This window comes from Achromobacter aegrifaciens (genome assembly GCF_902859735.1).
Classification (GTDB): domain Bacteria; phylum Pseudomonadota; class Gammaproteobacteria; order Burkholderiales; family Burkholderiaceae_B; genus Achromobacter; species Achromobacter aegrifaciens.
In genome coordinates this window covers 1-14,159 of record NZ_CADIJY010000023.1, presented here as the reverse complement: position 1 = coordinate 14,159, position 14,159 = coordinate 1, and the positions used below count along the sequence as shown (strand labels likewise).

At 65.6% G+C, this 14,159-nt stretch carries 15 protein-coding genes; 11 read left to right on the top strand and 4 right to left on the bottom strand.

Annotated features, from left to right (window positions below; genetic code table 11):
- Positions 1-43: 43 nt before the first annotated feature.
- The 3 genes from HV766_RS29495 to HV766_RS29485 all read right to left on the bottom strand — a co-directional run bounded on the left by HV766_RS29495 (position 44) and on the right by HV766_RS29485 (position 3,523).
- A complete protein-coding gene (locus HV766_RS29495) occupies positions 44-1,048 on the bottom strand; it encodes a TAXI family TRAP transporter solute-binding subunit (RefSeq protein WP_054458708.1) in 1,005 nt (334 codons plus the stop codon).
- A 156-nt stretch (positions 1,049-1,204) separates the two neighbouring features.
- A complete protein-coding gene (locus tag HV766_RS29490) occupies positions 1,205-2,545 on the bottom strand; it encodes an aspartate aminotransferase family protein (protein WP_175163896.1) in 1,341 nt (446 codons plus the stop codon).
- 48 nt (positions 2,546-2,593) lie between these two features.
- Entirely contained in the window at positions 2,594-3,523 is a 930-nt protein-coding gene (locus HV766_RS29485; protein ID WP_175182325.1) for a MurR/RpiR family transcriptional regulator, read from the bottom strand.
- A gap of 259 nt (positions 3,524-3,782) precedes the next feature.
- On the opposite strand from HV766_RS29485, the gene HV766_RS29480 reads away from it, so the two are divergent.
- The 6 genes from HV766_RS29480 to HV766_RS29455 all read left to right on the top strand — a co-directional run bounded on the left by HV766_RS29480 (position 3,783) and on the right by HV766_RS29455 (position 8,633).
- Complete coding sequence (locus HV766_RS29480; protein ID WP_054458703.1) at positions 3,783-4,331, top strand: MarR family winged helix-turn-helix transcriptional regulator; 549 nt, start codon at positions 3,783-3,785, stop codon at positions 4,329-4,331.
- Entirely contained in the window at positions 4,328-4,888 is a 561-nt protein-coding gene (ectA, locus tag HV766_RS29475) for a diaminobutyrate acetyltransferase (protein ID WP_054458701.1), read from the top strand. The genes HV766_RS29480 and ectA overlap by 4 nt, the downstream gene beginning before the upstream one ends.
- A 123-nt stretch (positions 4,889-5,011) precedes the next feature.
- Positions 5,012-6,319, top strand: coding sequence for a diaminobutyrate--2-oxoglutarate transaminase (ectB, locus tag HV766_RS29470; RefSeq protein WP_054458699.1), 1,308 nt, complete (start codon positions 5,012-5,014; stop codon positions 6,317-6,319).
- The gene (locus HV766_RS29465; protein WP_006387829.1) at positions 6,316-6,720 is read left to right on the top strand and encodes an ectoine synthase; all 405 of its coding nucleotides are present in this window, start codon (positions 6,316-6,318) and stop codon (positions 6,718-6,720) included. Before ectB ends, HV766_RS29465 begins: the two co-directional genes overlap by 4 nt.
- Positions 6,721-6,737: 17 nt before the next feature.
- Positions 6,738-7,664: an ectoine hydroxylase gene (gene thpD, locus HV766_RS29460; RefSeq protein WP_054458697.1), complete on the top strand. Its 927-nt coding sequence runs from the start codon at positions 6,738-6,740 to the stop codon at positions 7,662-7,664.
- A 96-nt stretch (positions 7,665-7,760) separates the two neighbouring features.
- The gene (locus HV766_RS29455) at positions 7,761-8,633 is read left to right on the top strand and encodes an MOSC domain-containing protein (protein WP_175163894.1); all 873 of its coding nucleotides are present in this window, start codon (positions 7,761-7,763) and stop codon (positions 8,631-8,633) included.
- A gap of 24 nt (positions 8,634-8,657) precedes the next feature.
- Here HV766_RS29455 and sugE read toward each other — a convergent pair whose 3' ends face one another.
- Positions 8,658-8,975 (bottom strand): quaternary ammonium compound efflux SMR transporter SugE, encoded by a 318-nt coding sequence (gene sugE, locus HV766_RS29450; protein ID WP_013392803.1) that lies wholly within the window; start codon positions 8,973-8,975, stop codon positions 8,658-8,660.
- Between the two features lie 208 nt (positions 8,976-9,183).
- On the opposite strand from sugE, the gene panD reads away from it, so the two are divergent.
- The 5 genes from panD to HV766_RS29425 form a co-directional block, all read left to right on the top strand.
- A complete protein-coding gene (gene panD, locus HV766_RS29445) occupies positions 9,184-9,552 on the top strand; it encodes an aspartate 1-decarboxylase (protein ID WP_013392804.1) in 369 nt (122 codons plus the stop codon).
- Positions 9,553-9,615: 63 nt separating this feature from the next.
- Positions 9,616-10,668: a CDP-6-deoxy-delta-3,4-glucoseen reductase gene (locus HV766_RS29440; protein ID WP_054458694.1), complete on the top strand. Its 1,053-nt coding sequence runs from the start codon at positions 9,616-9,618 to the stop codon at positions 10,666-10,668.
- A 180-nt stretch (positions 10,669-10,848) separates the two neighbouring features.
- Complete coding sequence (locus HV766_RS29435) at positions 10,849-12,105, top strand: D-amino acid dehydrogenase (protein ID WP_054458692.1); 1,257 nt, start codon at positions 10,849-10,851, stop codon at positions 12,103-12,105.
- Positions 12,106-12,109: 4 nt separating this feature from the next.
- Positions 12,110-13,450, top strand: a complete 1,341-nt coding sequence (locus HV766_RS29430; protein WP_054458690.1) for an extracellular solute-binding protein — start codon at positions 12,110-12,112, stop codon at positions 13,448-13,450.
- A 190-nt stretch (positions 13,451-13,640) separates the two neighbouring features.
- Positions 13,641-14,159 (top strand): TrbG/VirB9 family P-type conjugative transfer protein (locus tag HV766_RS29425; protein WP_175182324.1); only part of this gene is annotated, 519 nt, incomplete at its 3' end.

Sequence of the window (14,159 nt, the reverse complement as noted above, 5' to 3'; positions counted from 1 at the left end):
GGCCACACATGCGTGCCGTTTCAGCGGCCCTTGGGCCTGGGCCTCAGAGCAGGCCCTTTTCCTTGAAGTACTTCTCGGCGCCCGGATGCAGCGGCGCCGACAGTCCGTTCTTCACCATGTCCGCCGCCTTCAGGTTGGCAAACGCGGGGTGCAGCTTCTTGAAGTCGTCGAAGTTGTCGAACACCGCCTTGACCACGGTGTAGACCGTCGCCTCGGGCACGTCGGCGGAAGTGACGAAGGTAGCGGTCACGCCGTAAGTCTTGGTTTCCGTCGGGTTGTTCGGATACAGCCCGGCCGGAATCGAGGCGTGGGCGTAGTACGGGTACTTCTCGACCAGCTTGTCCACGGCGGGACCGGTCAGCGACACGAGCTTGGCGCCGCAGCTGGTGGTGGGGTCCTGGATGTTGGCCGAGGGGTGGCCCACGCCATAGAAGAAGCCGTCGATCTTGCCGTCGCACAGCGCGGAACCGTGCTCGTCGGGACGCAGTTCGGACGCCAGCGAGAAGTCCTTCAGCGTCCAGCCCATGGTGCTCAGCAACTCCTCCATCGAGGCGCGCGTGCCCGAGCCGGGGTTGCCGACGTTGAAGCGCTTGCCCTTGAGGTCTTCGAAGCTCTTGATGTTCGCTTCCTTGCGCGTCACGACGGTGAAGGGCTCGGGGTGGATGGAGAACACCGAGCGCAGCTTGGTGTACGGTCCGGCCTGCTTGAACTGGCCTTCGCCCTTGTAGGCGTTGAAGCCGACGTCGGATTGCACCACGCCCAGGTCCAGCTCGCCGGCCTTGATGGTGTTGGCGTTGAAGACCGAGCCGCCGGTCGATTCGACCGAGCAACGGATGCCGTGGCTGGAACGATCCTTGTTGACCAGGCGGCAGATGGCGCCGCCGGCGGCATAGTAGACGCCGGTGACGCCGCCCGTGCCGATACTGACGAACTTCTGTTGGGCGGCGGCGGGCGCCGGCGCCGTGGACAGCAATGCCGTGGCAAGGCCCGCGGCTGCGAGCGTCCAGGCGTTGCGATGGCCCAAGGGGTGTTTGACGGACGTGGTCATGCAAACTCCTTTTGGGGTTTTTCCCCGTGATATTGCCGGTCTTGGCCGGCGGTTGGTGCGCCCCGCGAGCCGCGGAGCACCCTGTGCGTATCATCACGAGCCCGCGCCAGGCGGGCGGCACGGCGCAATCGCTTGCGCCGCGCTTGCAGCAGGCGGCTAGGCGCGCGCCTGCGCGATGGCGGCGTCGATGGCGCCGCTCAGACGTTCGGTCAACTGGTCCAGTTCATCGTCGGAGATGATGAAGGGCGGGGCGAGCAGCACGTGGTCGCCGTGGCGGCCGTCGATGGTGCCGCCCATCGGGTAGACCATCAAACCGAGCGCCATGGCTTCGCGCTTGATGCGCGCGTGCAGCGACAGCGCGGGGTCGAAGGTCTGCTTGCTGGCGCGGTCCTGCACCAGCTCGATGCCCATGAAGAGGCCGCGGCCGCGGATGTCGCCGACGTGCGGATGCGCGCCCAGCGCGCTCTCCAGCCGCTGGCGCAAGCCTGCGCCCTGCGCTTGCACGCGCGCCAGCAGGCCGTCGCGCCGGATCACCTCCTGCACGGCGAGCGACGCGGCGCAGGCAATCGCATGGCCCAGATAGGTGTGGCCATGCTGGAAGAAGCCGCTGCCTTGCTGCATGGCATCCACGATGCGCTGCTGCACCATCACCGCGCCGATCGGCTGATAGCCGCCGCCCAGGCCCTTGGCGATGGTGATCAGGTCAGGCGTGACGCCTTCCTGTTCCACTGCGTACAGCGTGCCGGTGCGGCCCATGCCGCACATGACCTCGTCGGCGATCAGCAGCACGCCGTGACGGTCGCAGACTTCGCGGACGCGGCGGAAATAACCCGGCACAGCCGTGACGGCGCCGGCGGTGGCGCCGACCACGGGTTCGGCCACGAAAGCCATCACCGTGCCCGGACCCAGGCGCTCGAAGGTCTGTTCCAGTTCCTGCGCCAGGCGCTCGCCGTATTGCTCGGGGCTTTCGCCCTCGCGCTGGTCGCGGTAGGCGTAGCAGGGCGACACGTGCTCGACCTCGATCAACAGCGGCGCGAACTGCGCGCGGCGCCAGGCATTGCCGCCCACCGCCAGCGCGCCCAGCGTGTTGCCGTGATAGCTCTGGCGCCGCGCGACGATGTGGCGGCGTTCCGGCTGGCCGATTTCCACGAAGTACTGCCGCGCCATTTTCAGCGCGGCTTCGACCGCTTCCGAGCCGCCCGAGACGAAGTAGGCATGGGAAATGCCCGGCGGCGCATCGGCCACCAGGCGCTCGGCCAATTGCTCCGCGACCTCGGTCGTGAAAAAGCTGGTGTGGGCATAGGCCAGCGCGTCGATCTGCGCATGCATGGCGGCCTGGATGTCGGGGTGGTTGTGTCCCAGGCAGGAGACCGCCGCGCCGCCCGAACCGTCGAGGTAGGAGCGGCCGGCGCTGTCGTAGACCCACACGCCCTGGCCGCGGACCGCGACGGGAGGCGTCTGGCGCAATGAACGATGCATGACATGGGTGTGGCTCATGGGGCAATTCCGCAGTGCAGGAGGTTGAAGGCGAATCCGGACGGGATGTCAGGCGGGGCGGCGCGGCGGCGCGCTCCAGTAAACGTTGTCGTTGAGCAGGCGCTGTTCCACTTCGGTCAGCCGGTTCAGCACCTCCTCGCCGCCGCGCGCGGTCAGGCGGGCGATCAGGTGCTCCGCCAGGCCCAGCAGGCCGGCGGTGGTGTGGAAGAACGACCCGGGCCCCTGGCGCGCCGGGCGGGCCCGCACGCCTTCGCGGTCAGGAGGCGCGAAGCGCAGGGTGTGGCGGGCGTCGACCGCCAGCGGCGACAAGGGGTCATCGGTCAGCGCGATCAGCGCCACGCCGCGCTGCGCGGCCTGGCGGGCCAGTTGCACGGTGGCGGTGGGATAGGGCGCCTGCGAGATCACGATCAGCGCGTCGCCGGGTCCCAGGTTGTCGGCTTGCTCGGCGGGCGCGCCGCCCAGGCCGTCTATGAGCACGCTGTTGCGCCGCACCAGCTGGTAGGCGTAGCGCATCTGGAAGGCAATGCCGAAGGCTGAGCGCGTGCCCAGGAAGCCGACCTGCCTGGCTTCCAGCAGGGTCTGCACCGCGGCGTCGAAGGCGGAGGGCGGGTTCAGCGCGCAGACGGAGCTCATGGCCCGAACCTGATAGTCGGTGAGCACGTCGTGCCCGGGCGCCGCGGGTTCGCCCGCCGCGGCCTGCAGCGCGGCGGCGCGCTCGCGCAGTCCCGGCGCGGCCTGCCCTGCCAGGGCCTGCTGGAAGGGCTGACGGAAATCCTCGTAGCTGGAAAAGCCGACGGCCCGCGCCAGCCGCAGCATGGTTGCCGGCGCCACGCCCAGGGTCTGGGCCTGGCGCCGCATGGACCACAGGCCGACCTCGGCGGGGTGCGCCACGACCCAATGCGCCGCCCGCTGCAGTTCCGGCGGCAGTTGTTCCAGTTTTTCCTGGAGGGTCAGGAGGAGGTCGGACGGCAAGGGCATGTACGGCGGGAAGAGGCTGTAAAAAAACAGATGATAAATCTTGAATCAATAAAAAAACATATGTTTTTATAAGGGGTTCCACCTAGAGCGCGTGACGGTTCAGGCAAGCTCGCTCGCAGGTAAGTCCTTGAAATTCGCTGCCAATTCCCGCAATTCGGCGCTCATTTACTTACATCACGCAACGGGATTTTTGTTTGACGGGAATGAATCGTGCGCATATCATTTGTGTAGAAATGAATTTGACCGAACACGTTTTCCCATGACTGACACTGCGAAATCCGACCCTGCACAGCAATACGATTTGCGCATCTTGCGGGCCCTGCGCCGCATCACGCGTTCCATCGCCTTGCATTCGCGCCAGTTGTCCGCCGTCAGCCACATTACGGCGCCGCAACTGATGTGCCTGCGCACCGTGATCGCCAACGGTCCGATGACGGCCACCGCGATCAGCCGCGAAATGCACGTCAGTCCCAGCACCGTGGTCGGGATCCTGGATCGCCTGGAAGACAAGGGCTTGATCCGCCGCGAACGCGGCCGCGAAGACCGTCGCATCGTATTCGTCACGGCCACGGACGCGGGCCGCGAACTGGCGCAAGGCGCGCCGTCGCCGCTGCAAAAGCATCTGGCCGACGCGCTCAATGCCTTGCCCGAACTGGAACAGGCCACCATCACGCTGTCCCTGGAGCGCATCGTGGCGCTCATGGAGCAGGACGGCCAGGCCGCCGTCGACACGCATGGCGACGTGTCTTCGCCCATCCTTGAAGTGCCCACGGGCGGGGCACCCCCTGAATCGGGAATCGTTGCATGAAGAAAACCGAACTGGATACCCCAACCCTCTCAAGTGCCGTGGCGCCGGCGGTCAGCGCGCAGACCCATACCATGCGTCTGCCCGACCGCAAAGACGGCGCCGCCATCCACCGCCTCATTTCCGAGTGCCCGCCGCTCGACCTGAATTCCCTCTACGCGTACCTGCTCCTCGCTGAGCATTTCCGCGACACCTGCGTCCTGGCCGAAAGCGCCGGCGGACGCATCGACGGTTTTATCTCCGCATACGTGATCCCGGACCGGCCCGACACCTTGTTTGTCTGGCAGGTCGCGGTGCACACCCGCGCACGCGGCCATCGACTGGGCCGCGCCATGCTCCGCGAGCTCTTGCGCCGCAAGGGTCTCGAGCATGTCCGCTATCTCGAAACCACGGTGGGGCCTGACAACCAGGCATCGCGCCGCAGCTTTGCCGGCCTGGCCAGCGAACTCGGCGCCCACGTCTCCGAGCAGCCGTTCTTCGACCGGCAGCTTTTCGGCGGCGCGGACCATGACGACGAGATGTTGTTGAGGATAGGTCCGTTCGCCTTGCCAGCCCCCTAGGGGCGGCGCAAGCCCAGCGGTCTTATCGAATTACCGGGATGGTTGGCCGATCCGGATGCGCAAGCGCACCCGGAAGGGTTCTGGCCGTCCGTCCACTCATGAGATGAAAAGGGAGGATTAATCATGGACTTGAAGATCTTTGACCGGATGGAGTCGGAGGTACGGGGCTACATCCGGTCGTTCCCCGTGATATTCAGCCAGGCCAGGGGCTCGACCCTGATCGATGAGGACGGCACCGAATACATCGATTTCTTCAGCGGCGCCGGCACGCTGAACTATGGCCACAACAATCCTGTTCTCAAGGAAAAGCTGCTGGAGTACGTCCAGTCGGACGGCGTGGTGCATGGCCTGGACATGGCCACCAGCGCGAAGAAGCGTTTCCTGGAGACGGTGGACCGCGTGCTGCTCAAGCCGCGGAACTGGCAATACACCTTGCAGTTCACCGGTCCCACCGGCACCAACGCGGTTGAAGCCGCGCTGAAGATCGCGCGCCAGGTGAAGGGACGTCCCAACGTCATCTCTTTCACCCATGGTTTCCATGGCGTGAGCGGCGGCTCGTTGGCGGTGACGGCCAATATGAAGTTCCGCGACGCGTCCGGCTATGCGCTGGGCAACACCACCTTCATGCCCTACGACGGATACTTCGGTCCGGACGTGGACACCATGGCCTATCTTGAACGCATGCTGGAAGATCCCAGCAGCGGCATGGACAAGCCGGCGGCCGTCATCGTGGAAACGGTGCAGGGCGAAGGCGGCGTCAACGTGGCGACGCTGCGCTGGCTGAAGGAACTGGAAAAGCTGTGCAAGCGCCACGACATGCTGCTGATCGTGGACGACATCCAGGTTGGCTGCGGGCGCACCGGCACGTTCTTCAGTTTCGAGTCCGCGGGTATCCGCCCCGACATCATTACCCTGTCGAAATCGCTGTCGGGCTTCGGCCTGCCGATGTCGCTGGTGCTGATGAAGCCCGAGCTGGACATCTGGAAACCCGGCGCCCACAGCGGCACCTTCCGCGGCAACAACCTGGCCTTCGTCACGGCCGCGCAGGCGCTGGAAACCTATTGGGCCAACACCGCCTTCGCCACCGAAATCCAGCGCAAGGAGCGCCAGGTGCGCGACTGGCTGGAGAACCTGGTTCACAGCTATCCCAACGCCGGCCTGTCGGTGCGCGGCCGCGGCCTGATCCAGGGCCTGGTGTGCAACGCCACGCCCGCGCTGGCCAACCGCATCGCGCAGAACGCCTTCAAGAAAGGCGTCGTGATCGAGACCTCGGGCGCGCACGATGAAGTGCTCAAGCTGCTGCCCGCGCTGACCATCGAGGAAGAGCTGCTCGGCAAGGGCCTGGACGTGATCGAAGCCAGTGTCGCGGAAGCGCTCGCCGAAGAAGGGCAGTCCGCCCGCATCCTGAAATTTGGAGGAAAACGTCAATGATCGTACGCAATGTCAAAGATGTGATCGGCACCGCCGACGAAGTCCGCACCGACACCTGGGTCAGCCGCCGCGTGCTGCTCAAGAAGGACGGCATGGGTTTCTCCTTTCACGAGACCACCATCTTTCCGGGCGGCCGCACCCACATCCATTACAAGAACCATCTTGAAGCGGTGTGGTGCATCGAAGGCGACGGTTCCATCGAGACCATCGCCGACGGCAAGAAGTACGAACTGGGACCCGGCGTGGTCTACGCCCTGAACGAACACGACGAGCACTGGCTGTGCGGCGGCAAGGAGCCGCTGCGCGTCATCTGCGTCTTCAACCCGCCGCTGACCGGCCAGGAAGTGCATGACAAAGAAGGCGTCTACGCCTTGCCTGAAGCCGAAGCCCAAGCGGCCTGAAACACAAGGAGGTTCGCATGATCTCACCTGCACAGGATCCGTACGCCTCCCGTACGGATCGAAGTTCCGCCATCATCGCCCGCCAGGACCCGGTGGTCTATGAAAACGGCCAGTACGCCAGCGCATTGAACGCCGGCCAGGTCGAGCAATACGAGCGCGACGGCTTCATCCTGCTGGAGAACCTGTTTTCCGAAGATGAAATCCGCGCGCTGTCCACCGAGGTCGAGCGCATGACGCGCGACCCCTCGATCGTGCGCCGCGAAGAGTCCATCACCGAGCCCGGCAGCAATGCGGTGCGCTCGATCTTCATGGTGCACGTGCTCAATCCCATTCTGTCGCGCCTGGTGCGCGATCCGCGCCTGGTCAATGTGGCGCGGCAGATCCTGGGGTCCGAGGTGTACATCCACCAGTCGCGCGCCAACATGAAGCCCGGTTTCAAGGGCAAGGAGTTCTACTGGCACTCCGACTTCGAAACCTGGCACGTCGAGGACGGCATGCCGGCGATGCGCGCGCTGAGCTGCTCGGTGCTGCTGACCGACAACAACGAGTGCAACGGCCCCTTGATGCTGGTGCCCGGATCGCATCGCCAGTTCATCTCGTGCGTGGGCGAGACGCCGAATGAACACTACAAGCAGTCGCTGAAGAAGCAGGAATACGGCGTGCCGGATCCGGTCAGCCTGCAGCTGCTGGTGGAGCAGGGCGGTATCCGCTCCATGACGGCCAAGGCCGGTTCGGTGGTGTTCTTCGACTGCAACACGATGCACGGCTCCAACAGCAACATCTCGCCGTGGCCGCGCGCCAACGTGTTCATGGTCTACAACAGCATGGAAAACACGCTGAACCCGCCCAAGTACGGCCTGACTCCGCGTCCCGAGCACATCGCGACGCGCAAGGGATTCAAGGCGGTCACCCCGCTGGATACCTTGAAGCTGGTGGGGGGCTGAGCCTCCTGTGAAAATGCCCAGGCGCTGCCTGGGCATTTTTTCTTCCGGGCGTCTGCTATTCTCTGCGCACTTCGCCCCATCGAGACTCCGCACGCCATGTCCGCCCGCATCCTCAGCCTGCACATCTACCCGGTCAAATCCTGCGCGGGCATTGCCCTGGACGAATCGCCCATCGACCGCGCTGGGCTGGCCCACGACCGCCGCTGGATGCTGATCGGCGCCGATGGCCAGTTCATGACGCAGCGCCAATGGCCTGCGATGGCCCTGATCCGCACGGCGCTCACGGCCGACACGCTGCGCCTGTCAGCGCCGGGCATGTCCGATCTGGACGTTGCCCTGGACGGATCGGGACTGGAACAAGAGGCGCAGTCCGTGGCCGTGTGGAGCGATACCACGTCCGGCCGGCGCGAAAGTGCGGCGGCCGGGCAGTGGTTTTCCGACTTCCTGAAGACGCCGTGCCGTCTGTACAAGGTGGACGCGGCCGCGCAACGCAACGCCAAGCCGGACTGGGTGTCGCGCTGGGTGGACGCGCATCCAGACCTGGCCGAACCGTTCGCGGGCCAGCACTGCTTTGGCTTTGCTGACGGCTTCCCGCTGCTGGTGGCCAACCAGGCCTCGCTGGACGACCTGAACGCCCGCCTGCAGGCCAAGGGCGTGGCGCCGGTGCCGATGGACCGCTTCCGACCCAACATCGTGGTCCAGGGCGAATGGGAAGCCTTCGAGGAAGACCACACCGCCCTGATCGAAGCCGCGGGCGTGAAGATGGCTTTCGTCAAGCCTTGCACCCGTTGCTCGATTCCCGACATCGACCAGAACACCGCCCAGCAGTATGAAGAGCCCGGCCGCACGCTGGCCGGCTACCGCAATCTGGAAATCGGCGTGGTGTTCGGCCAGAACGCCATCCTGGACGCGCCCGAGGGCGCGCGCCTGAAGGTCGGCGACGAGGTCGGGATCGAACTGGATTTCTGAATCCGGGGCCTCGCCGCCGGGGCCTTAGGCCGAGGACAGCTTCAGGCCTACCAGGCCGAGCACGATGAGGGCGACGCTGGCGATGCGCATCCAGCTGGTGGATTCGCCGAACAGCACGATGCCGGCCACGAAGGCGCCGATCGTGCCGATGCCTACCCACACCGCATAGGCCGTGCCCAGGGGCAGGGATTTCATGGCGACCGCCAGCAGCCAGACGCTGATGGCCATGCCTCCCGCGGTGATGGCCGAAGGCCAGAAACGGGTGAATCCGTGGGTGTATTTCAGGCCTACGGCCCAGACGATTTCAAACAGGCCTGCGAGTACCAGGATGATCCAGGTCATTACGACTCCTACCTTGTGCTGCCGGCGTGTCGCCGGCGCGAGGGGCCGTCCCCAGAATCAAACGCGCCAGCCTAGTCGCCGCGCGCGGCAGCGGGCCGTCCCGCTGCGGCAAAAATTATAGAATACCGGGTTCATACGGCAAAACCGGGTGCCGGGCATCACTCTTGCAACACTTCGCGTTCCGGGCCGCGAAACCAGGATATTTATCATGCAACGCATCATGCTGCGGGCAAAACTGCACCGCGTCACGGTCACCGAAGCCGACCTCCACTACGAGGGATCTTGCGGCATCGACGAAGACTTGCTGGACGCTGCCGGCATGCGCGAGTTCGAACGCATCGAGCTCTATAACGTCACCAACGGTGAACGTTTCGACACCTACATCATCAAGGCGGCCCGCGGCAGCGGCGCCATCTCCTTGAACGGCGCCGCCGCGCGCCGCGCCCAGGTCGGCGACCTGATGATCATCTGCACCTACGGCCCGATGTCCGAGGCCGACTCGGCCACGCACAAGCCGCTGGTGGTGCTGGTGGACGACGCCAACCGCGTCAAGGAAATCCGCAAGTTCCCGGCCTGAGGCCGGGCCGGGCGGAGCGCCTCGCGAACGAGGCGCTCCGCTAACACCCTGAACCGTTTCATCATGAGCTTCCAGGTCATCATCCAACCCAGCCAGCATCAATTCCCGGTCGAACCCGGCCAGACCGTGCTCGATGGCGCGCTGGCCGCTGGCATCGTCCTGCCGTACAGCTGTCGCAACGGCGCCTGCTCCACCTGCAAGGGCCGCGTGGTGTCCGGGGAGTTCGACGCGGGGCAGTATCCCGCGCAGATTCTTTCGCCCGAGGAACTGGCCGGCGGCTACACGTTGTTCTGCCAGGCCCGGCCTGAATCCGACATGGTGGTCGAATCCACCGAAGTCCGCCTGGCCAGCGATATCCAGATCCGCAAGCTGCCTTCGCGCGTGCAGGCGCTGGAACGCGTGGCCCCGGACGTCACCGTGATCAAGCTGCAGTTGCCCGCCTCCGAGCAGTTCCGCTACTACGCCGGCCAGTACATCGAAGTCATCCTGAAGGACGGCCGCCGGCGCAGCTATTCGATGGCCGGCGCGCCCCACACCGGCAGCCCGCTTGAACTGCACATCCGGCATATGCCCGGCGGCGTGTTCACCGACCACGTGTTCGGCGCCGGCGACACGCAGATGAAAGAGCGTGAGATCCTGCGCCTGGAAGGGCCGTTCGGTTCCTTCTTCCTGCGTGAAGACAGCGACAAGCCAGTCGTGCTCCTGGCCAGCGGCACGGGCTTTGCCCCGGTCAAGGCCATTGTCGAGCACATGATCCACAACAACATCAAGCGCCCCGTGGCGCTGTATTGGGGCGGACGCCGTCCGCGCGACCTCTACATGGACGCGCTGGCCCAATCGTGGACCGGCATGCTGCCCGATTTCCGCTACGTGCCGGTAGTCTCCAATGCCGTACAGGAAGACGGCTGGACCGGGCGCACCGGCTTTGTCCACGAAGCCGTCATGCAGGACATCGCCGACCTCTCGGGCCATCAGGTCTATGCCTGCGGCACGCCCCTGATGGTGGACGCCGCAAGGCGCGAATTCAGCGCCCAGAATGGCTTGCCGCCCGAAGAGTTCTACGCCGACGCCTTCACATCCGAAGCGGACCTGGCCAAGGCTGCAACCCAGTCTTGAGTAACAGGGCATGAGCGAATCGGGGTGGAACGAGCGGGCCTGGAAAGGTTTGTGACTTCCGCCCCTTTTTATTCCATAGGCGCGGGCAAAGCGCCGGGGTAAACTGCCGGGCAGCAGCTTGCCATGGGGCGCGGACATCGGGTCGGCGGACCGAGCTGGCACGCAAGGAGCAATGCGGGCATGAAAGTAGCGGTATTGGGTGGCGGCATCATCGGAATCTCCAGCGCCTGGTGGCTGAACCAGGCCGGCCATGACGTCGTCGTCATAGATCGCTGCACCGGTCCCGCCCAGGAAACCAGTCTGGCCAATGGCGCGCAGATCTCGGTCTCCTACGCCGAACCCTGGGCCAATCCCCAAGCCCCGCTCAAGCTGCTCAAATGGATGTTCCAGGACGACGCCCCGCTGCTGTTCCGTCCGCAACTGGACTGGCGGCAATGGATGTGGGGGCTGGCGTTCCTGCGCGAGTGCCTGCCCAGCCGCCTGGCTCCCAATATCCGCGCCATGGTCCGCATGGCGGAATACAGCCGCGCGACCCTGCGCAGCATGCGCGCTGAACTGGGCATCCAATACGATCACCTGGAACGCGGCATCCTCAATTTCTACCGCGATCCGCACGAATTCGAAAACTCGCAGCGCGCCGCGGGCCTGATGCGCGACTTCGGCGTGGAACGCCGTGTGGTATCGACCGACGAGGTCATCGCCATCGAGCCCGCGCTGGCGCCGCACCGCCAGACCATCGTCGGCGGCGATTACACGCCCGAGGACGAGAGCGGCGACGTGCACCTGTTCACCGTGGCCCTGGCCGAGCGTTGCGCCCGGGCCGGCGTCGAATTCCGCTACAGCACGCGCGCCACGCGCCTGCTGACCACCGGCGGCACGGTGCAAAGCGTCGAGATCATCGAACCCGATGGCCGTTACGGCGCCTTGTCGGCCGACGCCTACGTCGTGGCGATGGGCAGTTTCAGCCCCTACCTGCTGCGGCCGCTGGGCGTGCCCTGCAACGTCTATCCGGCCAAGGGCTATTCCGCGACTTTCCCGGTGATCAAGCCGGACGCCACGCCCACGGTCAGCCTGACGGACAGCAGCCACAAGGTGGTTTTCTCGCGCCTGGGCGACCGCCTGCGCATGGCCGGAACCGCCGAGCTGTCGGGCTATTCCCGCAGCCTGAACACCGGACGTTGCGAAGCCATGACCCGCTTGGCGCGCGAACTTTTTCCCGACGCGCTCGATTTCGAGCGCGTCAGTTATTGGTCGGGCTTGCGCCCGTCCACTCCCTCGAACGTGCCCATCATCGGCCGCAGCCGTATCCCCAACCTGTACGTCAACACAGGACACGGTACGCTCGGCTGGACGATGGGCGTTGGCTCGGGCCGGGCATTGGCCGATCTGCTCAGCGGAAGGCGGCCGGAACCGGAATTTCCTTTTCTTGGTCTGTGAACCTATGAAGAATCTGCAATTGGCGGGCGTTGCCCGCGCGATGTTCGCCAGCCGGCGCGCATGGTTGTTCGGCGCCGCCATGGCGATGGCGGGTGCGGCGAATGCCGCCGCGGTCGAGATCCAGGTCTGGCACACGCTGACCGACGCAAACAAGGCCGAGTTCGAAAAGCTCGCCAAGCAATACAACAAGGAGCAGGACGAGGTCCGCGTGACGCTGCGCGGCTTCGCCTCGCCCAGCGCGCTGGAACAGGAAGCCGTCACGGCGGTCAAGGCCAAGAAGGGCCCGAACCTGCTGCAGTTGACCGATAACCATTCGCCTGAAGTCGTCGCCCAGCACAAGGCCGTGCTGCCGCTGTACGAACTGCTGGCCAAGTACCCGATCAAGGACCTGAACTGGTTCGTGCCGGCCACCAGCAGCTTCACGCGCGACAGCAAGGGCCGCCTGCTGGCCTTCCCCTGGATGGCCGAAGTGCCGGTGATGTTCTACAACACCGCCGCCTACAAGAAGGCCGGCCTGGATCCCAACAAGCCCGCGCGCACGTGGACCGCTCTGCAAGGCGAGCTGCTGAAGCTGCGCGACGTGGCGGATATCGACTGCCCCTACGCCTCCAGCGACCAGGTCACGGTCCACCTGGAGAACCTGGCGCCGATCAACAACCAGCAGTTCACCAGCAACAACAACGGGCTGGACGCGGTCACCAAGAAGTCGGCTGCGCCGGCCATGCAGTTCGACACGCTGTACATGCGCCACATCTCGCTGATGGTCAGCTGGAAGCGTTCGCTGCTGTTCATGGCGCATTCGGGCGACAACGCCAGCGACAAGCTGTTCGCCAAGGGTGAATGCGCCGTGCTGACCGCCAACACCGGCGCGTTCGGCCAGTTCCTCAACACCAAGTCGCTGTCCTTCGGCGTGGCGCCGCTGCCTTACTACGAGCAGGCCACCAAGGACGGTGGCAAGCCCTTCGTGAGCGGTTCGGCGCTGTGGGCGCTGGAAGGCCATCCCCAAGCCGAGGAAAAGGCCACCGCCCAGTTCCTGGCCTGGCTGTCCAAGCCCGTCATCGCCGCGGAATGGCACCAGCGCACCGGCTACCTGCCCTTGACCGAGGCCGCTTTCCGCGCCTCGGACGTGTCGTTCTATAACCGCATTCCGGGCGTCCAGGCGCTGATTGCCTCCATGCGCACCAACCCCACGGCAAACAGCCGCGGTTTCCGCATGGCCAACTACACGCGCATCGAGCCCGTGCTGAACCAGCAACTGAACGATGCCTTCGAAGGCAAGGTGCCGCCGGTGGCGGCGCTGAACAACGCCGCCACCCAGGCACGCAGCATCGCGGCGCAACGCTGATCCAGGCAGGCGGCGCAGGCGCCGCCGAATCCTGATGCAAACCCGGTCCCTGGACCGGGTTTTTTTTCGTCCGTCCGCCGCGCGACCAAACCATCCATGCGTACATGCCAGTCTGGTGACGCTGGGGCCGCTCGTCCACCATGCCTCTCATGCGTATCGATTCCGGTGCGCCTTTTGCTCGCGGTGAGGCATGGTTCGTTTCTTCTTTCTGGCGGCAGGGCTGTCCTGCCTGGGGGCCTGCACAGGGGCCGGCAAGAGTCCGGCCGCAACGTCATGGGAAGCCTCGCGGCAGGCGGCCCAAGGCTTCCGCTTCGACTGGCAATTGTCAGGCGATCCCTCGGTTGCGCCCATGCAGGTGTTCGACGACGGCAAGGAAACCTGGCTGCAATTCGCGCCGGGCCAGCCGCTCCCGGCGATTTTCGGCGTAGGCAGCGACGGCGAGCGCGCCTTGCCCTACTTGCGGCGCGACCCCTATGTCGTGCTGGCGGGAGGGTGGAGCGGGCTGCTGTTTCGCGGCGGGCGTCTGAGCGCCCGCGCGCAGCGCCTGCAACCGGTCGCCGACGCCCGGGCGGAGAGCAGGCCGCAGGATGAGCCTGCGCCGCTGGCGCCAGCCGTCGTGGCTGAGCGCATCGGTCCGGCGCGGCCCACTGAACCGGCGCTGCCCGCCATCGGCGCGCTGCAAGCCGCCGGGCCGTTGGCGGGCGCGGCT